Source organism: Bradyrhizobium sp. SOJA106, from assembly GCF_059448745.1.
Genome location: NZ_CM182549.1, coordinates 2,756,842 through 2,780,226, shown reverse-complemented (window position 1 = coordinate 2,780,226; position 23,385 = coordinate 2,756,842). Strand labels below are relative to the sequence as shown.

General features: G+C 64.2%; 21 protein-coding genes. 7 read left to right on the top strand and 14 right to left on the bottom strand.

Going from position 1 to position 23,385, the window contains the following annotated elements; genetic code table 11:
• Positions 1–2: 2 nt before the first annotated feature.
• The 7 genes from AC5V87_RS12440 to AC5V87_RS12410 all read right to left on the bottom strand — a co-directional run bounded on the left by AC5V87_RS12440 (position 3) and on the right by AC5V87_RS12410 (position 7,511).
• Positions 3–1,154, bottom strand: a complete 1,152-nt coding sequence (locus AC5V87_RS12440) for a Gfo/Idh/MocA family protein (RefSeq protein WP_495371140.1) — start codon at positions 1,152–1,154, stop codon at positions 3–5.
• The gene (locus tag AC5V87_RS12435) at positions 1,151–2,548 is read right to left on the bottom strand and encodes an enolase-like domain-containing protein (protein WP_495371139.1); all 1,398 of its coding nucleotides are present in this window, start codon (positions 2,546–2,548) and stop codon (positions 1,151–1,153) included. The genes AC5V87_RS12440 and AC5V87_RS12435 overlap by 4 nt, the downstream gene beginning before the upstream one ends.
• A 215-nt stretch (positions 2,549–2,763) precedes the next feature.
• Positions 2,764–3,606 (bottom strand): ABC transporter ATP-binding protein, encoded by an 843-nt coding sequence (locus tag AC5V87_RS12430; protein ID WP_456839821.1) that lies wholly within the window; start codon positions 3,604–3,606, stop codon positions 2,764–2,766.
• A 116-nt stretch (positions 3,607–3,722) separates the two neighbouring features.
• Positions 3,723–4,715 (bottom strand): ABC transporter substrate-binding protein, encoded by a 993-nt coding sequence (locus AC5V87_RS12425; protein ID WP_456839822.1) that lies wholly within the window; start codon positions 4,713–4,715, stop codon positions 3,723–3,725.
• Between the two features lie 51 nt (positions 4,716–4,766).
• On the bottom strand, positions 4,767–5,576 hold the full coding sequence (locus AC5V87_RS12420) for an ABC transporter permease (RefSeq protein WP_235539608.1): 810 nt from the start codon (positions 5,574–5,576) through the stop codon (positions 4,767–4,769).
• 201 nt (positions 5,577–5,777) lie between these two features.
• A complete protein-coding gene (locus AC5V87_RS12415; protein ID WP_456843397.1) occupies positions 5,778–6,437 on the bottom strand; it encodes a TetR family transcriptional regulator in 660 nt (219 codons plus the stop codon).
• A gap of 225 nt (positions 6,438–6,662) precedes the next feature.
• Positions 6,663–7,511: a VOC family protein gene (locus AC5V87_RS12410; protein WP_495371138.1), complete on the bottom strand. Its 849-nt coding sequence runs from the start codon at positions 7,509–7,511 to the stop codon at positions 6,663–6,665.
• 208 nt (positions 7,512–7,719) lie between these two features.
• Here AC5V87_RS12410 and AC5V87_RS12405 point away from each other — a divergent pair, with 208 nt between their 5' ends.
• Both AC5V87_RS12405 and rbsK read left to right on the top strand, forming a co-directional pair.
• Positions 7,720–8,613: a sugar kinase gene (locus tag AC5V87_RS12405; RefSeq protein ID WP_456839824.1), complete on the top strand. Its 894-nt coding sequence runs from the start codon at positions 7,720–7,722 to the stop codon at positions 8,611–8,613.
• Between the two features lie 78 nt (positions 8,614–8,691).
• Positions 8,692–9,609, top strand: coding sequence for a ribokinase (gene rbsK, locus AC5V87_RS12400; protein ID WP_495371137.1), 918 nt, complete (start codon positions 8,692–8,694; stop codon positions 9,607–9,609).
• Here rbsK and AC5V87_RS12395 read toward each other — a convergent pair whose 3' ends face one another.
• The gene (locus AC5V87_RS12395) at positions 9,610–10,827 is read right to left on the bottom strand and encodes an NAD(P)/FAD-dependent oxidoreductase (RefSeq protein ID WP_456839826.1); all 1,218 of its coding nucleotides are present in this window, start codon (positions 10,825–10,827) and stop codon (positions 9,610–9,612) included.
• Between the two features lie 226 nt (positions 10,828–11,053).
• On the opposite strand from AC5V87_RS12395, the gene AC5V87_RS12390 reads away from it, so the two are divergent.
• Positions 11,054–11,848: an enoyl-CoA hydratase/isomerase family protein gene (locus AC5V87_RS12390; RefSeq protein WP_456839827.1), complete on the top strand. Its 795-nt coding sequence runs from the start codon at positions 11,054–11,056 to the stop codon at positions 11,846–11,848.
• Positions 11,849–11,852: 4 nt separating this feature from the next.
• Here the strand turns inward: AC5V87_RS12390 and AC5V87_RS12385 are convergent, their stop codons facing one another.
• The 4 genes from AC5V87_RS12385 to AC5V87_RS12370 form a co-directional block, all read right to left on the bottom strand.
• Positions 11,853–13,193, bottom strand: a complete 1,341-nt coding sequence (locus AC5V87_RS12385; RefSeq protein ID WP_456839828.1) for a TRAP transporter large permease — start codon at positions 13,191–13,193, stop codon at positions 11,853–11,855.
• Complete coding sequence (locus AC5V87_RS12380) at positions 13,190–13,768, bottom strand: TRAP transporter small permease (protein ID WP_456839829.1); 579 nt, start codon at positions 13,766–13,768, stop codon at positions 13,190–13,192. The genes AC5V87_RS12385 and AC5V87_RS12380 overlap by 4 nt, the downstream gene beginning before the upstream one ends.
• Before the next feature lie 125 nt (positions 13,769–13,893).
• On the bottom strand, positions 13,894–14,889 hold the full coding sequence (locus tag AC5V87_RS12375) for a TRAP transporter substrate-binding protein (protein ID WP_495371136.1): 996 nt from the start codon (positions 14,887–14,889) through the stop codon (positions 13,894–13,896).
• A 57-nt stretch (positions 14,890–14,946) separates the two neighbouring features.
• Positions 14,947–16,659: an IlvD/Edd family dehydratase gene (locus AC5V87_RS12370; protein WP_495371135.1), complete on the bottom strand. Its 1,713-nt coding sequence runs from the start codon at positions 16,657–16,659 to the stop codon at positions 14,947–14,949.
• 173 nt (positions 16,660–16,832) lie between these two features.
• Between AC5V87_RS12370 and AC5V87_RS12365 the strand changes: the two genes are divergently transcribed.
• The 3 genes from AC5V87_RS12365 to AC5V87_RS12355 all read left to right on the top strand — a co-directional run bounded on the left by AC5V87_RS12365 (position 16,833) and on the right by AC5V87_RS12355 (position 19,535).
• Positions 16,833–17,513, top strand: a complete 681-nt coding sequence (locus AC5V87_RS12365) for a GntR family transcriptional regulator (RefSeq protein WP_495371134.1) — start codon at positions 16,833–16,835, stop codon at positions 17,511–17,513.
• A 431-nt stretch (positions 17,514–17,944) separates the two neighbouring features.
• Entirely contained in the window at positions 17,945–18,937 is a 993-nt protein-coding gene (locus AC5V87_RS12360) for a TAXI family TRAP transporter solute-binding subunit (protein ID WP_456839833.1), read from the top strand.
• A gap of 34 nt (positions 18,938–18,971) precedes the next feature.
• Positions 18,972–19,535: a hypothetical protein gene (locus AC5V87_RS12355; protein WP_495371133.1), complete on the top strand. Its 564-nt coding sequence runs from the start codon at positions 18,972–18,974 to the stop codon at positions 19,533–19,535.
• Positions 19,536–19,727: 192 nt separating this feature from the next.
• On the opposite strand, the gene AC5V87_RS12350 is transcribed toward AC5V87_RS12355, so the two are convergent.
• On the bottom strand, positions 19,728–20,552 hold the full coding sequence (locus tag AC5V87_RS12350) for an NAD-dependent epimerase/dehydratase family protein (protein ID WP_495371132.1): 825 nt from the start codon (positions 20,550–20,552) through the stop codon (positions 19,728–19,730).
• Positions 20,553–20,641: 89 nt separating this feature from the next.
• Here AC5V87_RS12350 and AC5V87_RS12345 point away from each other — a divergent pair, with 89 nt between their 5' ends.
• On the top strand, positions 20,642–21,619 hold the full coding sequence (locus AC5V87_RS12345) for an SMP-30/gluconolactonase/LRE family protein (RefSeq protein ID WP_495371131.1): 978 nt from the start codon (positions 20,642–20,644) through the stop codon (positions 21,617–21,619).
• Positions 21,620–21,772: 153 nt separating this feature from the next.
• Here AC5V87_RS12345 and AC5V87_RS12340 read toward each other — a convergent pair whose 3' ends face one another.
• A complete protein-coding gene (locus AC5V87_RS12340; protein WP_456839837.1) occupies positions 21,773–23,203 on the bottom strand; it encodes an aldehyde dehydrogenase family protein in 1,431 nt (476 codons plus the stop codon).
• Between the last annotated feature and the right edge of the window lie 182 nt (positions 23,204–23,385).

Below are 23,385 nucleotides of genomic sequence, written 5' to 3'. Positions count from 1 at the left end.
CCTCAGGCCTTGATCGGGGCGACATCGATCCAGCGCCGCTCCCTCCAGCTCTTCAGCGCGCATTCGGCGAGCTGCACGCCCTTGGCGCCTTCGAGCAGCGTGAACTTGTAGGGCGCATCCTCGTAGACGTGGCGGATGAACATCTCCCACTGCTCCTTGAAGCCGTTGTCATAGGTGACATTGTCGGGCATCTTCTGCCAGTCACCGTAGAAATCGTGCAGCCGCTTCTCGTCGGGATTCCACACCGGCCGCGGCGTTGCCTGCCGCGCCTGGATCATGCAGTCGGTGAGCCCCGCGACCGCCGAGCCGAGCGTGCCGTCGACCTGGAAGGTGACGAGGTCGTCGCGATAGACGCGCGTCACCCAGGACATGTTGATGTGGGCGATCACGCCGCCCTTGAGCTGGAACGTCGCGTAGGCGGAATCATCCGCGGTCGCCTTGTACTTGTTGCCCTGCTCGTCGTAGCGCTCGGGAATGTCGGTGTTGCCGATGCACATCACGCTCTCGACCTCGCCGAAGAGATTGTCGAGCACGTAGCGCCAGTGGCAGACCATGTCCAGGATGATGCCGCCGCCATCCTCGCTGCGGTAGTTCCAGGACGGCCGCTGCGCCTCCTGCCAGCCGCCTTCGAACACCCAATAGCCGAACTCGCCGCGCACCGAGAGGATACGGCCGAAGAAGCCGGAGTCGCGCAGGAAGGCGATCTTCTTCAACCCCGGCAGGAACAGCTTGTCCTGCACCGTGCCGTGCTTGACGCCCTTGGCATTGGCAAGCTTCACGACCTCGACGGCTTCCTCGAAATTCGTCGCGATCGGCTTCTCGCAATAGACGTGCTTGCCGGCATTGATGGCCTGGGTCAGCAGGCCCGGGCGCGCCTGCGTGGTCGCGGCGTCGAAGAACATGGTGTCGTTCTTGTCGGCGAGCGCGGCATCGAGATCGGTGGTCCAGCCCGTGATGTTGTAGCGCTTGGCGAGCGCCTCGACCTTCTCGGCGCTGCGGCCGACCAGGATCGGATCGGGCATCACGCGGTCGCCGTTCTTCAGGCGGACGCCGCCCTGGTCGCGGATCGCGACGATCGAACGGATCAGATGCTGGTTGAGCCCCATGCGGCCGGTGACGCCGTTCATGATGAGGCCGAGGCGTTGGGTGGTCATGCTAGTTGCTCCCAGAGTGATCTTGGTTGTTCGAGCGGGCGGAGCGCCGACCAGTCCGGATGGACCGACGTCGCAAAGCCCACTGTGTAGAGCGATCCCGTCAGGAGATCGCCGTTATGAATCTTGAGGCGGATGCCGTGGCCATCATCGGCATAGAGATCGGGATGCGCCGCCGCAAAGGCCGCAGCTTCGGCGGCGGGTGCTTCGCCAAAACCGTCGACATAGTGGTGGCCGTTGCGCTCGGCATGGGTCACGCCGATGAAGGCACCCAGCGCGAGGTCCTGCTGGAGGGCAAGGCCAGCCTGGCAGGTAAGGTCCTCGCCGGTGACGAAGAACCGCTCGCCGGCCGCACTCCACTTCGCCGCGCGCGTGGCGTTGACGATGGACTTGTAGAGCCCCTTGCAGGATTTCGAGGACATGCCGCAATAGCCGAGCGCCCGCGCCGCCGGAAAGGCATCGTAGGAATCGTCGGCCTCGTCGATGATGAAGCCGTATGCGGCGAGCGGACCCAACGGCGATTGCCGCGTGATGTCGCGCGGCATCGGCTGCTCGACATAGAGCAGGTGCGAGGCGATCGGCCGCAAGGCGGCATCGCGATCGATCCGGTCCATCAGCGTTTGCAGCGCGGCCAGATCGGCGTACTGCTCATTGGCGTCGAGCGTCACCTTGGTGTCGCGTCCGAGCGTATCGAGCTCCCTGCCGATCCGTGCCAGACGGGCGGCATCGGCGGCGGGATCGCCTGACAGCTTCAGCTTGAAATAGTTTGCACCGGCGTTCTCGTGCGCATCGGCAACGCCGCCTTGACCTTCGATGGGATCGTCAAGGCCGACGGTATGCCGGACGGCAACGCGCGGCAGCGGCCTTCGGCCGGCGAGGAACGTGGCGAGATCGGCGTCCTTCAGATCAGGCGAAAGCCGCGCATCAATGCCCGCGACGTTACCTGCCATGCCGTCGAAGAAGCTGGTCGCGGTGGCACGTAGCAGTCCATCGAGGATCGCCTTGTCGATCTCCGCCGGGCCATAGGCCGCGGCAAGCGGTGGAATGTTCTCCTTCGCGCAAGCCGCGACCTGGGCACCGATGCAGGAGGCGTGCAGACCGAATGCCGTCTGGAAACCGGTTTGCGCCAGATAGAGATCGCGCGCGATCTGGAGCGATCTGCGCAGGCCGTCGACCGTCTGTGCCGGCGACAGCTCCGGCCGCTTGTCGAACCATTTCGGCACCAGCAGCTCGGCAGCCGCACCGACCACGACGCCCCTGCCCTCGACCTCGATCTCCACCCGCACGAACAGCTGCGGCGTCGCCTTGATGGTAACGGCGCCAAAGCGGAACGGCCGCGCGAACTGCACGGGTCGCTCGAAGAAGGCGATGTCTCGCAGCTTCAGGCGCGGGGACATGGTGCACCCGAATGATCGTTGGTGACGCCAGTGCGGCCGCAGCGGTGGCCGTGCACCTCTCCCGCTTGCGGGAGAGGTCGGCACGAAGTGCCGGGTGAGGGTTTTCTCCTTTGCGAGGTTCTCGCCTGCGGAGACACCCTCTCCCCAACCCTCCCCCGCAGGCGGGGGAGGGAGCGCACCGGGCATGTGGTGGCTCCGGAGAACATCACTCGCCTCTAGTCCAATGCACCTTGCGAGAAGAAATGCTTGCGGATGCGTTGCACGAGTTCGGTAAACACCGGGTCGGCCATCACGTCGAGCGAGCGCGGGCGCGGCAGCGGCACGTCGTAGATGGCGGCGACTGCGCCGGGGCGCTCGGTCATGACCAGCACGCGGTCGGCGAGGAACACGGCTTCCGGAATCGAATGCGTGATCAGCAGCACGGTCTTCTTGGTCTCGCGCTGGATCCGCATCAGCTCGACATTCATGCGTTCGCGCGTCAGCGCATCGAGCGCGCCGAACGGCTCGTCCATCAGCATGATCCTGGGATCATGCACCAGCGCACGGCAGATCGAGGCGCGCTGCTGCATGCCGCCGGAGAGCTGCCAGGGCAGCTTCTTTTCGAAGCCTTCGAGACCGACCAGCTTCAGCAGCGACCTGGCCCGATCGAGATATTCCTGCCGCGGCAGCCGCTTCATGTCGATCGGCAGCATCACGTTGTTGAGGATGTTGCGCCAGGGCAGCAGCAGCGCGTTCTGGAACACGATGCCGACATTGCCGTGCGGCTTCGTCACCTTCTCGCCCTCGACCAGCACCTCGCCCGTAGTCGGCGGCAGCAGCCCCGAGATCAGCTTGAGCAGCGTGGACTTGCCGCAGCCCGATGGGCCGACCACGACGAAGAACTCGCCGTCATTGATGTGGAAGTCGAGCGGACGCAGCGACGGCACGTCGCCGTCGCGCGTCCGGTAGGTCTTCGATACGCCTGACAGTTTGATGCCCGAGGCATCGCTGGCCCGGTCGCTCACCAGTCTCAGATGCGCGGCCGGCTGCACGTCAGCTATCTTGGTTGCTGGGTTCATTCAAACAGGTCCACTCCACGATATGCTCGTCATTCCGGGGCGATGCGAAGCATCGAACCCGGAATCTCGGGATTCCGGGCTCGCCCTGCGGGCGCCCCGGAATGACAGTGTTTGCCTCACGAGCCACTCTTCGGCAGATAGTCGTTGGTGTAGAACGCCTTCGGATTCTCCTTGGCCTTGGCATCGAGGCCGCCATATTCGACCATCAGGTTGACCGTCTCAGTCATGTTCTGGTCGGTGACCTGGAACGGCCGCTTGCTCCTGGTTTCCGCGGTCCGGTACAGCGGAATGGTCAGCTCAAAGCCCTGCGTCAGCGTCTCGATCTTGCCGCCCTTGGGGTTGGCATCGAGGATCGATTGCGCGGCCGCCTTCGGCTCCTTCTCGGCAGCTTCGACCGCCTTGGTCGTCGCCGACATGAAGCGGCGGACGAGATCGGCATTGGCCTTCACATAGTCGGAGTTGGCGATGATGCCGGAGGACACCATGTTGATGCCGTAGTCGGCGAACTTGATCGGATAGACGTCCTTGCCGGTGGCGTCCTTGATCTTCATCGACTGGTCCATGACGTAGCCGAGCAAGAGGTCGGCCTGGCCGTTGATGACCGCGTTGAGCTTGGTCTGGCCGTCGCCGGCGACGGTCTTGAAATCGCTTTCCTTGAGGCCGGTCTTCTTCAGGAACAGCGGCCAGATCTGGGTCATGGAGTCGGCCGGCGTGATCGCCACCGTCTTGCCCTTGATGTCCTCGGGCTTCTTGATGTTCTTGTCGGCAAAACCCATGGCGGACATCGGTGAGGTCTGCAGCAGCACGCCGGTCGCGATCACGGGCGCGCCCTTGATCGCGGCGCGCATCATGGTAGGCACGTCGACATAGCCGAAATCAGCGGTCTTGGCGGCGACGGCCTGCGTGGTTGCAGCGGAGCCGCGGCCTTCCTGGATCTCGAGGTCGATGCCCTCGGCGGCATAGATGCCCTTCGCCTTGCCGTAATAGAACGGCGCGTGCTCGCCATAGACGTACCAGTTCAGCATCAGCACGACCTTGTCGGCCGCCTGCGCCGGCATGGCCGCAAACACCATCAGCGCCGCAGATGCAGCCCCAATCCACCGCCTCATTGCACTCTCCCTATCGTTGTTGTTTCGGCCGTTGCTGGGCCGTTGCTTAAGTTAAGATGCGAAAATCACGTCTTCGCGCTGGCTGACATGCCAGGGAATGACCAGCTTCTCGATGCGGTCCACGATCCAGAACAGGATGACGCCGAGCAGTGCCAGGATCACGAGCGCCGCGAACATGGTCGGCAGGTCGAAGGTGCCGATCGAGCGCTGCATGACGTAGCCGATGCCGGAATTCGAGCCGACGAACTCGCCGACGACGGCGCCGACCACGGCGAGCGTCACCGAAACTTTGAGGCCGGAGAAGATTGCCGGCAGCGCATGCGGCAGGTTCACCGCGCGGAACACCTGGAAGCGGCTGCCCTGCATGGCGCGGGCGAGATCGACCATGTCAGGATCGACCGACTTGAAGCCCTGCACCGCGGAGACGACCACCGGGAAGAAGCCGAGCAAGAAGGCCGAGATCACCTTCGGCAGGATGCCGAAGCCGAACCAGACCACGAACAGCGGCGCAATCGCGATCTTCGGCACGGACTGGGAGAACACCAGCAGCGGATAGACGTAGCTCTCCACCGTCTTCGAGCCCGCGATCAGCATCGCCACGGGAATGCCGAACAGCGCCGAAAGCACGAAGCCCCAGATGGTCGCATAAGTCGTTGGCCAAGACTGGCGCAGCAGTTCCGGCCAGTCGCTGCGCAGCACGGCGACGACGTCGGCCGGTGCCGGGATCTGATAGGCGGGAATCTTGAACAGCCGGATCGAAAGATCCCAGGCGACGACGATGAACACCAGGAACAACAGCGGCCGCACCCAGGCCGCATTCAGCATCTTGGACACCGCACCCTGCGGCTTCACTTCAGCCACGTCTCACTCCCGGCATTCTTTCTTCGTTCGGGCGAGAAATTAACCCGTTGGATAAATACTGTCCAGAGCTTTCCCTGTGACGTTTCGCATCGGGTTCCAGATCGTCATTCCGGGGCGATGCGAAGCATCGAACCCGGAATCTCGAGATTCCGGGTTCGGTCCTACGGACCGCCCCGGAATGACAGTGGAGAGCTTAGGGGACTAAACCGTCTGCGCCACCGCGCTCCGCGATTTCGCGGGCTTGGCGATCTCGAACAGCGCGGCCGACTGGCCCGTCAGCGCGGCCAGCACGAGACCGACCATATGCGAAAGCCGCTCGTCCTTGGCGTCCTTGGCGAGCAGGTCGCGGCCGAAGATCACGCTGAGCGTGGCCGAGTTGGAGAGATAGAAGAAGCAGAGGGCCGCGATCGAGATGTAGAGCTGGACCGGATCGACCGCGACCTGGAACTCGCCGCTTTCGACGCCGCGCCGCACCACGGTGCGGATCATCTCGACGAAGGGCGAGTGCATCGACTTGACCTTGGTCGATTTCTTCAGGTGCTTGGCGCGCGCGAGGTTCTCGGTCTGCAGCAACGAGAGGAATTCCGGGTTGCGCAGAAAGTAATTCCAGGTGAACTCGATCAGGCGCCGGATCGCCTCGGGCGGATCGAGATGTTCGAGATCGAGTCCGCGCTCCTCGCTGCGGATCTTGTCATAGGCGCCTTCGAGCACCGCCAGATAAAGCTCGTCCTTGTTGCCGACGTGGTAATACAGCATGCGCTTGTTGGCGCCGGCTTTCGCCGCGATGCGGTCGACGCGCGCACCGGCGAGCCCGTGAGCGGAGAACTCCTGCTTGGCGGCTTCGAGAATGCGCAGCCGCATCCCCTCGGGGTCGCGCTGCCATTTCAGAGTTCGCTTTGCGGTTGCCTTGGCCAAACCGGGTGCTCGCTGGGTGTTCTCAGGATTCCGTGTAACACGAGGACGCACGTTTGAGAAAGCAGGGACACCGGCTAGCTCCGTCATTCCGGGATGGTCCGAAGGACCAGACCCGGAATCTCGAGATTCCGGGTTCGATGCTTTGCATCGCCCCGGAATGACTCCATCCCCTCACTCCACCGGCTTCGGCGAGCGCTCCAGCAGCACGGTCTGGATGCCGCAGGTGCCGCTGCGCACCGTCATGATGCGCGTGCCGGGCTTGCGGCCGTTGCGGATCTCGCTGACGTCGAGGCCGGCGGCGATCAGGCGGGCGCGGGCGGCGTCGATGTCGGCGACGCGCCAGCTCAAGCCCCAGAGCCGGTCGTGCTGGGCATCGCCGCCCGCCACGGGACGTCGCACCACCTCGACGATGAGATCACCGCAGCGGAAGAACATCAGCTGGCCCCAGTCGTGGTGCGAGCGGTCGAGCGCGAGATCGAGCCCGAGCCGCGCGCCATAGAGCGCGGCGGCACCATCGGAATCCTCGGTGGTGATGACGACGTGATCGAGCCCCTCGATCGGCGCGACGTCGGTCGCGACCGACTTCGGCCGCTCCTCGGCGAGCTCGAGGAAGAACATGCGCACGCCGCGCGTCAGCTCGGTGGCGGGGCGCGTGCGCTTCCAGTGCAGGGCCGCACCGCTCGCATCGTCGCTGCTCTCGACCTCGGCGACCCGATCAGGCTTCAGCGCCACCCGCTCCAGCCGCCGGTGCATCTTGCCGATGTCTGCGACACGGAAGCAGAGGCTCGCGAGCACGCCGTCATGGTCGTCGAGCAGCGCACGCATGCGGTCGGCGGTCGCGGTGAAGCCGCTCGGCGCCATCAATTCGATCGTCATGTTGTCGAGCGTGAACAGCACCCGGTCGGCGCCCTCGCCCGAGTTCTGCCAGGCCGGCGCGCGGCCGAGGAGCGTCTGATAGGCCACCTTGGCCGCGCCGATGTCCCTGACCAGAGCGACGACGTGATCGAGGCCGGTGATCATATGTCCCCCCTTTTGAACGGCCTGGAACCGCGCGCCGAAAGACGGCGTTTGTCCGGGCTTGGCATGGGCCTGACATGGTCGTATTCCGGCACCATGCCGACCTCAAGCGCTTCGGGGCGGTTTTGCGAATAATTTCAGCGTCTCAGACGCGGAACCGGTGCTAGAGTAAGTGCGCCGGCCGGGACCACAAGCGCATCACGGACAAGCAATGCAGGCTCTCTTCATCGGACAGACCTATATCGACGTCGTCTTCATCACCGACCACATGCCGACCGGCGACGAAAAGCACGTGGCCAAGGACTACGCGGTGTCCTTCGGCGGCAACGCGGTGACGGCGGCGTTCTGCTGCGCCAAGCTCGGCATCGTGCCCGACCTGATCGCGACGGCGGCCAATGACTGGCTGGGGCGCATGTTCCAGGACATGTGCGCGAAATACGGCATCTCGCTGCACGGGCGAAAGGTCAACCAGTCCTCGCTGTCCTTCATCATGCCCAAGGACGGCAAGCGCGCCATCGTCCGCTGCCGCGACGACGAGCACATCCACCCTTTTCCGATGCTCAATCTCGGCGGCTGCCGCGCGCTGCATGTCGATGGCCATCAGCCGGACGCGGCGATCCACTACGCCAAAGTGTGCCGCGAGGCCGGCATCCTGACCTCGCTCGACGGCGGCGGCCTGCGCACCAACACGCATGAGCTCCTGGAGTTCATCGACGTCGCGATCGTCGCCGAACGTCTCTGCGAGCAGATGGATCTGACGCCGGAGAAGATGCTCGATTATCTCAAGAGCCGCGGCTGCAAGATCGGCGGCGTCACCATGGGTGAGAAGGGCCTGCTCTGGTACGACGAGACCGGGACGGTTCAGGTGATGCCGGCAATGCCGATCCCGCGCGAGCGCGTGATCGACACCAACGGCGCCGGCGACGTCTTCCACGGCGCCTATGTCTATTCTTATCTGGCCCATCCGGGCAAAAGCTGGCGCGAGCATTTCGATTTTGCCCGTGCCGCTTCGACCTACAAGATCCAGCGCCTCGGCAACGAGGCGGGCCTGCCGACACTTGTCGACATCGCCAAGGTCCGGCACGAGTTCGAGGTCAGGGTTTAGGCTTTTTGTTCTTGTTCGAGCATGATCTTATCGGAACACCGCTGCACACTTTTCCGGATCATGCTCTAGGAGGGTGATATGGGGCGCGTCTTCGTCGCCGGCAGCATCAACATGGATGTGGTGGCGACGGCCGATCGCCACCCGCGCGTCGGCGAGACAGTCGCAGGAAAGCAGGTGCTGTATTTTCCGGGCGGCAAGGGCGCGAACCAGGCGGTCGCGGCATCGCGGCTCGGCGCTGGGACGACGCTGATCGGAAGGCTGGGCAAGGATTCGTTCGGGGCCGAGCTGCGCACGTTCCTCGCCGACCAGGGCATCGACCTCGGCTATGTCCAGGAGACGGCGGAGGCTCACACCGGCACCGCGCTCATCACGGTGGCGGAGGCCGACAACACCATCGTCGTCATTCCCGGCAGCAATGCGCTGGTCAGCGCAGAGGACGTCAGCGTCGTGCCGATGTTGAAGGGCGACGTCGCGGTCAGCCAGTTCGAGATCCCGTTGCCGGCGATTGCCGCGTTCTTCGAGCGGGCGCGTGGCGTTGGAGCCACGACGCTGCTCAACCCGGCGCCGGCGCAAAAGATGGCGAGCGAGCTGCTCGCGCTGGTCGACATCCTCGTGCTCAACGAGACCGAGCTCGGCTTTCTCGCCGGCGTGGAGCTTTCGGATAGCGACGAGGCTGCGCGGATCATCGACGTGGCGCGAAAGTTTCAGGCACGCCCGGACCAGACTATCTGCGTCACACTCGGCAGGCGCGGCGTGCTCGCGCTTGCGGGGCGCGAGGAGATTGCGGTGCCTGGCCACTTCGTGACGGCAGTCGACACGACAGGCGCCGGCGACTGTTTCGTCGGCGCGCTCGCCTCCCAGCTCGCTGAGGACGCGACGTTGCGTGACGCGCTGACCTTCGCCAACGCCGCAGCGTCGGTCTCCGTGCAGCGTATGGGTGCCGGGCCGTCGATGCCGACGGCCGCGGAGGTTAAGGCAGTGCTTAGCCTCGGCTGATCACGCCAGCGCGCTCTTCAGGTCGAAGCTCTCGTCGGCGGCCTGCTCCGGCGTGATCGAGCGGTCCATGGCCTGCAGTCTCCGGCCGAACATGTGATCGCCGGCGCGGTTGATCGATTCGATGCCGAGCAATCTGTCGCCGTGATAGCAGAACGCCGAAAAGGCCTTCTTGGCAGGATCGCCGCGCAGCACGACGCGGTCGTAGCCGGTGGTGAGGCCCGCGATCTGGAGCTTGTCGTCGCCCTGGTCGCTCCAGAACCAGGGATGGCTGTCGTACGGCTTCTTGTCGCCGGTAAGCCGCGCGGCGAGACAGCGGGCGTGGTCGGTGGCATTCTGCACCGATTCCAGCCGCAGCGAGCCGCCGAAGCGCGGGCTTGCGAACAGCGCGCAATCCCCGATCGCGGAGATGTCAGGATCGGCCGTCGACAGATATTCGTCGACCATGATGCCGGCGGCAACCGGCAGCCCCGCCTCGGCCGCGAGCTCGATGTTCGGCAGCACGCCGACGCCGACCACGACGAGGTCGGCGGGCAGATGCCGGCCGTCGCTCAGGGACACGCCGGTGATCTTGCCGTTCTCGGCCTCGATGGAGGTTGCCTGCACGCCCAGATGGATGCGGATGCCGGCCTCGCGATGCCGGTCCTGAAAATACTCGGAGACCTCGGCCGTCACCGCGCGCGCCATCACGCGCGGGGCGAGCTCGAGCACGTCGACCTCGAGACCCTTGATCCGCGCGGTGGCGGCGAATTCGAGGCCAATGAAGCCGGCGCCGATGATCACGGCGCGCTTTTTCGACGGCATGATCCGTCGCAGCGCCTCGCTGTCGTCGAGGATGCGCAAATATTTCACGTCGGGCAGATTCGCATTTGGCAAATCCAGCAGCCGGTTGCGCGCCCCTGTCGCCAGGACGAGATGGCCGTAAGGCAGCGTTTCGCCGGAGGCGAGCAGCACCTTGTGCGCCGCGCGGTCGATCGACACCGCGCGGCCCGCGATCAGCTCGATCTTCTGGTCCTGGTAGAACTTTTCGGGGCGGAACATCAGGCCCTCCGGCCCGGCCGAGCCCTTGATGTAGGCCTTGGACAGCGGCGGCCGCTGGTACGGCAGATGCGCCTCGTCATTGATCAGGCTGATGGCCTCGGCAAAGCCCGCCTGGCGCAGCGATGCCGCGACTTGATAGCCGCCATGGCCGGCGCCGACGATGATCACCGGGCCAGTCATTGGGCAGCCCATTTCCGGAAGACACGAGCGTGACCCATGTCGTCTCCTCTCTCGCTGATTTTGGTTTGGCTGACCTTACGAGGAGCCGGCGCTCGTGTCCGTCCCTTGGCAAAGGCGGCTCCATTTGAGCCTATCGTTTCGCCTTGCGCAAGAGCGGCCGGGGATTGTCACCCCCAGCCTTCTGCGATTTAGTCGCGAGAGCGACCTCCTGCCGGAGATATTCCAGATGCCAGCTCCCGTCTCAAAGCCGGACGATCCCGCCTTGCTGCGGATCGACGGCCCGATCGCAACCATCACGCTCAACCGCCCCGCTGCGTTCAACTCGATCAATCTGGCGATTGCGCAGAAGCTCGAGCAGCTCGCCGCCTATATCGAAGGCGACGACGCCATCAGGGTTTTGGTGATCGAGGGCGAAGGCCGCGCCTTCTCGGCCGGCGGGGATCTGCAGACGATCGGGGCTGCCGCCGAGGCCGGCACGGTGACGCCCGTCGTCGGCGAGCTCCTGAAGCACTATCATTCCTTCATCGAGATCATCAGGCGCATGCCGAAGATCTCGCTGTCGAGCGTGCACGGCTCGGCGGCCGGCGCCGGGATGGGCCTCGCCTTCGTCACCGACCTCTGCATCGCCGCTGACGACGCAAAATTCACGCCGGCCTATGCCAAGATCGGGGTGTCGCCGGACGGCGGCTCCACGGTCGGCATCGTTGGCACGGTCGGCTCACGCCGCGCTCTGCAGATCTTTCTCGCCGAGGACAATTTTACCGCGCAGCAGGCCTATGAATGGGGTCTCGTGGCCAAGACCGTTCCTGCGACCGAGCTGAAGGCGGCGACGCGGCAATTTGCCGAGCGGCTGGCGCAGAACCCGCCGGCGGCGATATCAGGCACCAAGCAGCTAGTCTACCAAGCCGCGACCACGGCGGTGAAGCAACAGTTGGACGCCGAGGAGCACAAGATCATCATGGCGATGAACACGGAGGAGTTTCGCGTTGCCGTGAAGAAGTTCACCAGTAAGGGCAAGTGAGCCCTCACTGCGGACAGATATAGCCCGTCCCGGCGGGCGACTTGAAGCAGCCGACCGACTCGGGGAGCACGTGCCGCGGCAGCCAGAGCACGACGCTCGGGAAGTAGATCGCGAATGCGATCGTGGTGAAGAACACGAGGTAGATCGGCAGCGCCGCGCGCAGCGCTTTCGCAAAGCTGATGCCGACGAATTTCGACGCCATCAGCAAGACGAGCCCATAGGGCGGCGTGATCAGGCCGAAGGCGAGCGTTGCGATCAGCACTACGCCCATGTGGACGCCGTTGATCTCGCCCGCCTCGGTGAGCGCGTTCACCAGCGGCATGAAGATGATGATGGTCGGCACCGGCTCGATGAAGTCGCCGACCACGGTGAACAGCAGCACCATCAACAGCATGATCAGGTGCGGGTCGTTGCCGGCGATCGAGGTGATCCACTCGGCGATGTAGGTCGCGCCGCGCAGATAGGCGAGCATCCAGCCGAAGGCGTTGGCGGCGCCGATGGTGATCAGCGGCAGTGAGAAGATCAGGCCGGCGAGGCAGAAATCATAGGGGATCTTCCTGATGTGGCCGCGGTTGAGCGCGGGGATCACGACGAGGATGATCCAGACCACGGCGACGACACCGGCTTCCGTCGGCGTGAACCACCCCGTGAGGATGCCCCCGAGCAGGATCACCGGGATCATCAGCGGCAGGGCCGCATCGCCGGCCGCGAACACCACCTGGCGCAGCGGCGCGCGCGGTTTGCGCAGGCCGGATGGGCCGAAGAAATAGCAGTAGATCATCAGCCCGAAGCCGATCATCAGCCCGGGCACGACGCCGGCCATGAACAGGCCGGCGATCGAGACGTTGCCCACCGCGCCATAGACCACGGCCGTGATGCTCGGCGGCACCAGCGCGGCGATGGTCGAGGCGGAGGCGATGATCGCGGCGATGAAGGCGGGCTCGTAGCCCTCGCGCTTCATCGGGCCGCCCAGCGCGCGGCTCATCACCGCAACGTCGGCCGTGGTCGAGCCGGACATTTCCGAGAAGAACATGCTGAAGACGACCACGACCTGCGACAGCCCGCCCCTGATATGGCCGACCAGCGACACCGACAGATTGGCTATTCGCACCACCACGTTCGCCGAGCTCATGAGCTCGCCGACCAGAAGGAAGAATGGGATCGCCAGCAGCGCCTCGGAATCGACGCCATCGAAGATCTTCTGGATGATGGCGGCGAGCGAAACGTCCGACAGAATCGCGCCGACGAACACGCCGGCCATCAGCGAGAACGGCACGGGCACGCCGAGATAGCCGAAGGACAGGAAGCAGATCGACATCAAGGCGAGGACAACAGGGGCGCTCACGGCTGCGCCCTCATCTGCGGCTCGGCGACGACAGGTGCGGCATGCTCGTCAGGCGGCTCGGGATGGTCAAAGCCGTTGCGCAGGCCGTTGACGAGCTGCTCGATGGTGAACAGGCCGATCAACACGCCCGACAGCGGGATGATCGCGTAGAGCGAGGCGATCGGGGTGCCTGACGGCAGACGGAAGCTGCCGAAGCCGCGCAGATAGTTCTGGTAGCCGTACCAGATCAGGCACAAGGCGACGCCGAGCACGACGAGGCGAATGAGAATCTCGACGATCAGCCGCGGCGTGCCGTGCATCGCCTCGGAGATCGCGGTGAGATAGAGGTGATCGTTGCGCCGGGTCGCCGCCGCGGTGCCGATGAAGATCGCGTAGATGAACAGTGTCGAGGTGACTTCCTGGAGCCACAGCCAGGGATGGCCGATGGTGCGGGTGACGATGTCGGCGGTGACCGACAACGAGAAGCCGAAGCACAGGAGGCCGCATAGGATCATCAGCGCAAGCTCGAGCCAGTCGAACGCGCGCCATTTGAGGTGGCGTTGCCGTTGCACCAGCAGTTTGTCGGCGATGGGCATTATTGTCCTGGCTGCGGCTTTCCGTCATGGCCAGGCTTGTCCCGGCCATCCACGCACTTGGCGCGGTCTCGAAGGAAGAACGTGGATGCCCGGGACAAGCCCGGGCATGACGACCTTGTTTGTGATTAGTTGATCGACCGGATCAAATTCTTGATCTTCTCGGCGTGCGGGCCGAGCTCCTTGGCGAGCTTGTCGAGATAGGGGTCGGCGATCACCGTAAAGCTCTTCTTGTCGACATTGTCGACGACCTTCACGCCCATCTTCCTCAGCTTCTCGGCCGCGGTGCGTTCGAGCTCGAACGCCTTTTGCGGCTCTTTCGAGCTGATCTCGTTGGCCGCGGTCTGCACCCACCCCTTCTGCTCGGGCGTGAGACTCTGCCAGAGCTTGTCGGAGATGAAGACCAGTGCGTTGTTGGCCTCGTGCTCGGTGATGTTGAGCACGGGCGCGACCTCGTAATGCTTATTGACGAGGTAGACGTTGATGCTGTTCTCGGCGACGTCGACGACGCCGGTCTGCAAGCTGGTGTAGACGCTGCCGAACGGCATGTGCACGGTCTGGGCGCCATAGGCCGGGAACATGGTGTCCTCGGTCGCGGTCGCCTGCACGCGGACCTTCAGCCCCTTGATGTCACCGACATTGTGGATCTCCCGCTTCGAATACATGTGGCGCACGCCCTGCGACCCCGTCGCGATCACGTGCAGACCCTGCGTGGTTTCGTCGATCATGGTTTTCAGCGCTTCGAACACGCGGGGATCGGCGAGGCCCTTGACGACGTGGTTCTCATCGCGGAACAGAAAGTGCAGCGACATCACACCGGCCTGCGGCGAGATAGTCGCGGTGTTGGCCGAGGAGATGATGGCGAATTCGACGTCGCCGGCCTTCACGAGCTGAAGCACCTGCGGCTCCTGCCCGAGCTGCGCGCCGGGATACTGGTCGATGATCATGGTGCCCTTGCTCAATTCCTTGAGCTTGTCGGCAAACAGGTCGCCCGCGATCGAATAGCCGGTGTTGCGCGGCTGATCGTAGGCGAAGCGATAATGCTTCACCTCCTGCGCCCCGGCCCCCGTGACGAAAAGCATGGCGGCAAAAGCCACCAACCCACGCGTGGATCGTGCAATCATCGTTTCCCCCTGTTTTGTCGCCCGCCGCTTGTGCGGTCTGAGCGCTCGTGCGAGTCGTCAATCCGTCTTTGGTCCAGTCCTCTGCATGAAGTCGAAATCGCAGCCCTCGTCGGCCTGCAAGATGGTCTTGTCGAATAGCCAAGCATAACCTCGCCTGGCCTCGTCCGGCGCGGCCGCGGGCTTCAAGGCCGCACGCCGCCGCTCCAGCTCGGCGGCATCGACCAGCAGCTCGATGCTGCGCCTGGCCACGTCGAGGCTGATCATATCGCCGTTCTGCACCAGCGCCAGCGGCCCGCCGACGGCGGATTCCGGCGTGATGTGCAGCACGATGGTGCCGAACGCGGTGCCGCTCATGCGCGCGTCCGAAATGCGCACCATGTCCTTGGTGCCGCCGCGCGCGAGCTTTTTCGGGATCGGCAAGTATCCCGCTTCGGGCATGCCCGGCGCGCCCTTCGGGCCCGCATTGCGCAGCACCAGCACGTCGTCGGAGTTCACGTCGAGATCGGGATCGTCGACCCGCAAGGTCATGTCCTCGACGGATTCGAACACGACCGCGCGCCCGGTATGCTTCAGCAGCTTCGGGCTCGCCGCCGACTGCTTGATGACCGCGCCGCGCGGCGCAAGGTTGCCGTGCAGGACGGCGAGGCCGCCCTCCTTCTTGATCGGATTGTCGCGCGAGCGGATCGCGTCCTGACCGGGCACGTCCTCGGCATTTGCGACGACATCGCGCAGCGTCTGGCCCGCGATCGTCTTCGCATCGAGATCGATGAGGTCGCCGAGCTGTGCCAGCAGCTTCGGCACGCCGCCGGCGTGATGGAAATGCTCCATATAGTGCTCGCCGGAGGGCTTCAGATCGACCAGCACCGGCACCTCGCGGCCGATCCGGTCGAAAACTTCAAGATCGAGCCGGTGCGGCGAGCGATGCGCCATCGCCGTCAGATGGATCAGGCCATTGGTCGAGCCGCCGATCGCCTGAAGCACGACCTGCGCGTTCTTGAAGGACGCCGGCGTCAAGAGCTCGCTCGGCTTTGGCCCCTTGGCCTTGGCCATTTCGGCGGCAACCTTGCCGCTGGCTTCGGCCAGACGGAAGCGCTCGGCATGCGGCGCGGGGATCGTCGCGCTCATCGGTAGCGACAGGCCCATGGCTTCGATCATGCAGGCCATGGTCGAAGCCGTGCCCATCACCATGCAGGTGCCGACGGACGGCGCGAGGCGCCCGTTGACCGCCTCGATCTCGGCATCGTCCATGTCGCCGGCGCGATATTTCGCCCACAGGCGGCGGCAGTCGGTGCAGGCGCCCAGCACCTCGCCCTTGTGATGGCCGACCACCATCGGGCCGACGGGAATGACCACGGTCGGCAGATCGGCGCTGATTGCGGCCATCACCTGTGCCGGCAGTGTCTTGTCGCAGCCGCCGATCACGATCACCGCATCCATCGGCTGCGCCCGGATCATCTCTTCGGTGTCCATCGCCATGAGATTGCGCAGATACATCGAGGTCGGATGCGCAAAGCTCTCGGCGATCGAGATGGTCGGGAACACAAACGGCATCGCGCCCGAGAACATTGCGCCGCGCTTGGCGGCATCGATGATCTGCGGAACGTTGCCGTGGCAGGGATTGTAGTCGCTATAGGTGTTGGTGATGCCGACGATGGGGCGCTCCAGCGCGTCGTCGGAATAGCCCATCGCTTTGATGAACGCCTTGCGCAGGAACAGCGAGAAGCCGGCATCGCCATAGCTCGTCAGACCCTTGCGCAGACCACTCGCCATCATGCCACTCCTTGCGTTGCCATTGTGGTACAGCCTGCCCCCTCATTGTCAATAAGACAGGCGTCTCCCCGGCCATTTCTGGGCCCTTGCACCGCGAAACGCCCAGATTATTGACAATCTGCGCCTTCCCTGCTCCACAGAAGGAACCGGTCCAGCACCGAAGGCCGAGGGCAATGTCCGACATTCGCACCGCAGACAGCATGCCGGTCCGGCGCGACGATCCGGACGACGTGGTCGCGCGGCTGGAGGAGGACATCATCTTCGGCCGGCTGCCGCCGGGCGCGCGCCTGACTGAAGACGCGCTGATGTCGCGCTACGGCACCTCGCGCCATTTCGTGCGCCAGGCCTTGGTGGATGCCGAGCGGCGCGGCATCGTGCGCCGCGAGAAGAATGTCGGCGCCACCGTGCGGTTCTATTCGGCCGAGGAGGTCCGCCACATCTACGAGGTCCGGGAGATGCTGACGCGGCAGGCCGCGCTGATGATTCCTCTGCCCGCGCCGCAAGCTCTCATTGACGAGCTGACCACCTTGCAGAAGCAGTATTGCGCGAAGGCAGACATACGGGACCTCCGCGGCATTCACGAAGCCAACGACGCGTTCCACGTCACCCTGTTCTCGGCCTGCGGCAACCCCTATCTGGTGCGCTCGCTTCAGGACTACATGAACCTGACGCTGCCCATGCGCGCCAAGAATCTCGCCGACCGCGAAGGCCTCGCGCAATCGCGCCGCCAGCATGAATTGATGATCGAGCTCTTGAAAGGCCGCGACAGCTGGGCACTGGCGCAGCTGTGTGTGGACCACATGCAGTTCAGCAAGTCCGATTATCTGGCGAGGATTGCGGGCGAGGCGAGCTAGCCGGTCCTTGCTTCGTCTCTTTCCGCTTGCGGGGAGCGCACCTGCGGCGCGAGCACGAGCTGACGATCGAGCTCGCGGCAAGGTCAAGCTGCAGGCATTGCCACGGAACGCCGCCGCCCTGGGCGCGTTGGAAGTCCAACCTTTAGCCTGGGTCTTGCTTCGGACGCGGCAGATGGCAGTTTCCCGGAGCACGTCACGCCCAAGAGTGGGCTGGCCAAGCAGGTTGAACAATGAGGGTCTGCGGAACGATGCGGGCCGGTTTGTTCATCGCATTGATTGCAGCGGTCTGGCTCGGCGGACAGGTCCAGGATTGCCTTGCGCAGACGCCGCCGCCCGCCTCTCCGAGGGAGTCGACGAAGTCGTCTCCGAGAAAGGAAGCCATCCCCAGGAAGGAAACAGGACGATCTGCGGACCCGTACACGGTGGGATTCGTGACCGGTACGCCGCAATGCACTGAATTCGCGATCGCTCAGGACATTGCGACCACGCTCGCTGCCGGCCAAGAGACCGGCCCTCATGGCGAGGTCGCCTTGCGGGTTCTGCCCATCGTCGGAAACGGCGGTATTCGCAACGTCCTCGATGTGCTGACGCTCGCCGGTGCCGACGTGGCGATCGCCCCTGTCGTGCTTGTCGACCGGCTGCGGGAGACAAGGACCTTCGGAGATATCTCCGACAGGCTGACCTACATTGCTCCGCTCCATATCGAAGAGTTCCATCTTCTCGCGCGGCCGGAGATCGGAGACCTGACGGAGCTGGCGGGAAAAAGGGTCAATCTCGGGGATGACGGTAGTGCCAGCGCCATCCTTGGCCGTGAAGTGTTCAACCGTCTCGGCGTCAAGATCAGCGAGTCGAACTTGGGACCGGAAGCCGCGCTGGATGGCCTGAGGAAGGGAGATCTCTCCGCCGCTCTGCTGGTGTCAGGAAAGCCGGTGAGCTTCCTGACACAGATCTCGCAGCTCGATGGTATTCGCCTCCTGCCCATCCCCTACTCCAAAGAGCTGCTGCAACAGGAATACCTGCCATCGACGCTTCGCCATCTGGACTACCCGAACATCATCGCGGCCGAAGCCAGCGTCGACACGATCGCGATTAAATCAGCTCTGTTCGCCTATAGCTGGCCGATCGGCAGCGAGCGATATCGGTTGCTGGATTTCTTCGTGCAGACATTGTTCACGCGCTTTCCCGAATTTCTCGGCGACTCGCATCATCCTAAATGGCGCGAGGTGAACCTGGCCGCGCTGCTCCCCGGATGGCGACGATTCCGACCGGCAGAGCGGTGGCTCCAGCAGCAATCAGGTGGCGAGGCCGCGCTTCGCAAGGCGTTCGGCCGGTTCCTCGAGGGAAAGCCAACCGCCAATCCGCCAGACCGCGAAGAATTGTTCCAGGATTTCCTACGCTGGAGAGAACGCAATCCGGCCAAGTGAGCGAGCTTGACAAACAAACCTCGGGAGGGGTCCGATGCGCAAAGCGCTGGTGAGCGTAACCCTCGTTGCGTTGCTCGTCTTGATCGCCGATGTGAGGCGTCTCGCCGCCCAATTTGCCCCCTTCTTACCACAGGCGCCGCAAACGCTCGCGCCGGCCACCGCACAACCGGCGGACAATGTCGAGCAACCCAGGACAGCCCACCATCGAAGCAGCCGGGTGCACAGGAAGCACGCCGTCGTTCGTCCGCCGCCAAATCAGCGGGAGGTCGCGGAAAAAAACGGATACAAGCGGGTCAGCGATCTCGTGAACTTCCCGAAGTTCTTTCCGGGCCTTGGCATCATCTTCGTCAAGCCCGACAGTTTGCCGCTGGGACCATTCCTGTGCTTCGATCGCAGGGATCGTCTGGTCGCGACCGTGTACATGGTCCCCAACAAGGACATCGACGATCACAAGTCACTTGAGGGGGCGGGGTCAACGGGGCCGGTTGATCACGTCAGCTTCTACTTCAATCCCGGTCACCCGGGCGTGGACGTGCCGCATTACCACGTGGTTCTCTGGCATGTGACCAAGAAACAGGAAGCGCGCGTTGCGAAATGACGACTGGACTTTCTTGCCAGCGCCCCCTGCAAAAACGGTCGGGACAAGCCCGACCATGACGCCGAGGAGCTCTTCGCGAATCCAACTCTCACCGCGCCCTCGGAAGCGGCCCTCATCCCTCTCGGCGCGAGTGAAGCTCGTCGCGCCCCGCAAGAACGGGGCGAGGGAGCGCCCGTGCGTTCGCGTCAAACGCTACCGCTTGTTCCAGTCGATGATCCGACTCGGGTCGGCGTCGAACTCCATACTGCAGAACGTGCCGCCTTGGAAATAATCGCCGACCGGGTCCGGCTTCAGCTTGGCTTGCTCGGCCATCGCGTGCTCGCGGAAGTCCTCCGCGCGTCCCGTCGGGCGATAGCCGAATTCATAGGCGCGATGATTGTCCCACCAGGCGCGCTCGTTCAGCGAGGCGCCATAGAAGACCTCGAAATGGATGTCGGGATGTTCGAGCCCGATGCGGCAGAGCTGTACGAGGTCGTCGGGCTTGAGCCAGATCGAGAGCCGGCGCTGGTCGAGCGGCATGTCGCCGAAATTGCCGATGCGCAGGCACGTCACCTTCAGCCCATGCTTGTCGGCATAGAGCGCGCCCACGGCCTCGCCGAACACCTTGCTGACGCCGTAGCGGCCGTCGGGGCGCGGGGTGACGTCGGTGCCGATCTTGTGGTGACGCGGATAGAAGCCGACAGCGTGGTTCGACGAGGCGAACACCACGCGCTTGACGCCCTGGCGGTACGCCGCCTCGAACAGATTGTAGCCGCCGATGATGTTGGCCTGGAGGATCTGGTCCCAGGTGCCTTCGACCGAATAGCCGCCGAAATGGATGATGCCGTCGACACCCTCGCAGATCGCCTCGCATTGCGCGAGATCGGCAAGATCCGCCGCCTCGAATTTCTCGTTCGCGCCGAGATCGGCGGGCGGCTTAATGTCGGAGAGCAGGAGATCCGGATAGATCGGCGGCAGCAGTTTTCGAAGGCTCGTGCCGATTCCGCCCGAAGCTCCCGTCATCAAAATACGCGGCATGTCTTTCCTCGTCTGTAGCCACCGATTTGCGGTCACGTGTCTCTAATGATAGCAGGATTGTCCAGAGGGAACGAAACGAGAGAACCGGCATGAATGAGGCATCGTCCCACACCCAGGAGCGGCCAGGCTGGCGGCCGGCGAGCTATTATCCCGATCCGGCGATCCGTGCGCTCGATCCCCGCTTCGAAAAATACTGGCTGAAGCTGTCGGCGGTGGAGCGGCTCGCGACCGGCCTGCGCTGGGCGGAAGGGCCGGTGTGGTTCGGCGACGGGCGCTATCTCCTGTGCAGCGACATCCCGAACCAGCGCATCATCAAATGGGAGGAGGAGACCGGCGCGGTTTCGGTGTTCCGGAAACCGTCGAATTTCGCCAACGGCAATACGCGCGACCGCCAGGGCCGCCTCGTGACGTGTGAGCATGGCGGGCGGCGCGTGGTGCGCACCGAATATGACGGCAGCCTCATCGTGCTGATGGACCAATTCAATGGCAAGCGATTGAACTCGCCGAACGACGTCGTGGTGAAATCCGACGGCTCGATCTGGTTCACCGATCCGACCTTCGGCCTGCTCGGCAATTACGAGGGCTACAAGGCCGAGAGCGAGATCGAGCCGAACGTTTACCGGCTCGATCCATCAACAGGCAAGGCGACCATCGTCGCCGAGGGCGTGCTCGGTCCGAACGGGCTGTGCTTCTCGCCGGACGAGAAGATTCTTTACATCGTGGAATCGCGCGGTGTGCCGAACCGCAAGATTCTCGCTTACGACGTTTCGCCTGACGGCACCACGATCTCGGGCAAGCGCGTCCACATCGATGCAGGGCCTGGCACGCCGGACGGCATGCGCTGCGACATCGACGGCAATCTCTGGTGCGGCTGGGGCATGGGCGATCCCGAACTCGACGGCGTCGTGGTGTTCGCGCCGGACGGCGTCATGATCGGCCGCATTGCGCTACCCGAGCGCTGCGCGAATGTCTGCTTCGGCGGCGTCAAGCGCAACCGCCTGTTCATGGCGGCGAGCCAGTCGATCTACGCGCTGTATGTGAACACGCAGGGTGCGCTGGGGGGATAGTCTCTCCTCCGTCATTGCGAGCGAAGCGAAGCAATCCAGACTGTTTCTGCGGGGACAGTCTGGATTGCTTCGTCGCTGCGCTCCTCGCAATGACGAAACAAAAACGCCGGAGCGATCACTCGCTCCGGCGTCATTTTTTTCAATCGCTCAATCTTACGCCGCATTGAAGCCGGCGACCGCCTTCACCTCGAGGAAATCCTCGAGGCCGAACTTGCCCCATTCGCGGCCGTTGCCGGACTGCTTGTAGCCGCCGAACGGCGCCGTGCGATCGTTGGGCACGCCCTGGAGGTTGACGTTACCGGCGCGGATCTGGCGACCGACGCGCTTGGCATCCTCGACCGAAGGACCGTAGACATAGCCGGCGAGGCCATAGGGCGTGTCGTTGGCGATCTTGACGGCGTCGGCTTCGTCCTTGGCACCGAGGATGGTCAGCACCGGCCCAAAAATCTCTTCGCGCGCGATCGTCATCTCGGGCGTCACGTCGGCGAAGATGGTCGGACGGACATAGAAGCCCTTGTTGACGCCTTCGGGCAGGCCCGGGCCACCGGCGACGAGCGTTGCGCCCTCGTCGATGCCCTTCTTGATCAGCGCCTGGATCTTGTCCCACTGGCCGCGATTGACGACCGGGCCGATCGTGGTGCCTTCGGCGCGCGGATCGCCCGCCTTGGTCTTGTCGGCGACGGCTTTTGCGATCGCCGCGACTTCCTTCATCTTGGACAGCGGCACGATCATGCGCGATGGCGCGTTGCAGGACTGGCCGGAGTTGTTGAACATGTGCATCACGCCGCCGGTCACCGCCTTTGTGAGGTCGGCGCCTTCGAGGATGACGTTCGGCGATTTGCCGCCGAGCTCCTGGCTGACGCGCTTCACGGTCGGCGCGGCGCGCTTGGCCACATCGATTCCGGCGCGGGTCGAGCCGGTGAAGGAGATCATGTCGATATCAGGGTGCTCGCTCATGGCGGCGCCGACCTCGGGGCCGAGCCCGTTGATGAGGTTGAACACGCCCTTCGGCACGCCGGCTTCATGGAGGATTTCCGCGAAGATCAGCGCCGAGGTCGGGGTGAACTCGCTGGGCTTCAGGATCATGGTGCAGCCGGCGGCGAGCGCGGGCGCGACCTTGCAGGCGATCTGGTTGAGCGGCCAGTTCCAGGGCGTGATCATGCCAACCACGCCGATCGGCTCGCGCAGCACCATCGCGGTGCCGACCGGTTCCTCGAAATGATAGTTCTTGAGCACGTCGAGCGTCGTCATGAGATGGCCGAGGCCAGCGCCGGCCTGCAGCTTCTCGGCCATCGGCAGCGGCGCACCCATCTCGTCGGAGACGGCGGCGCCGATCTCCTTGAGGCGGCCCTTGTAGATCTCGATGATCTTGCTGAGCAGCGCAACGCGCTCCTCGCGGCTGGTCTGGGAGAAGGTTGCAAAGGCACGCTTGGCGGCGGCAACCGCCTTGTCCACGTCAGCCTTGGAGCCCAGCGCAACCTCGTACATCGCCTCTTCCGTCGCGGGATTGACCACGGCGGTGGACTTCTTGACGGCGGGATCGACCCAGGCGCCGTCGATGTAGAATTGCATGCGATTGACCATCTTTGACCTCTTCTTGGGAGCTTGGAGGGGGCGTTTCGGCAGGCATCCTTGCACGAAAGCGCCAGCAGTTGAACCCGCCATATGCGGGGCCAGCGTTGCGGCGGAGGGAGCCTATATGAGCCGATGGCGGGAACTTGGCAAGATTCTCTCGATCGTCATTCCGGGGCGATGTGAAGCATCGA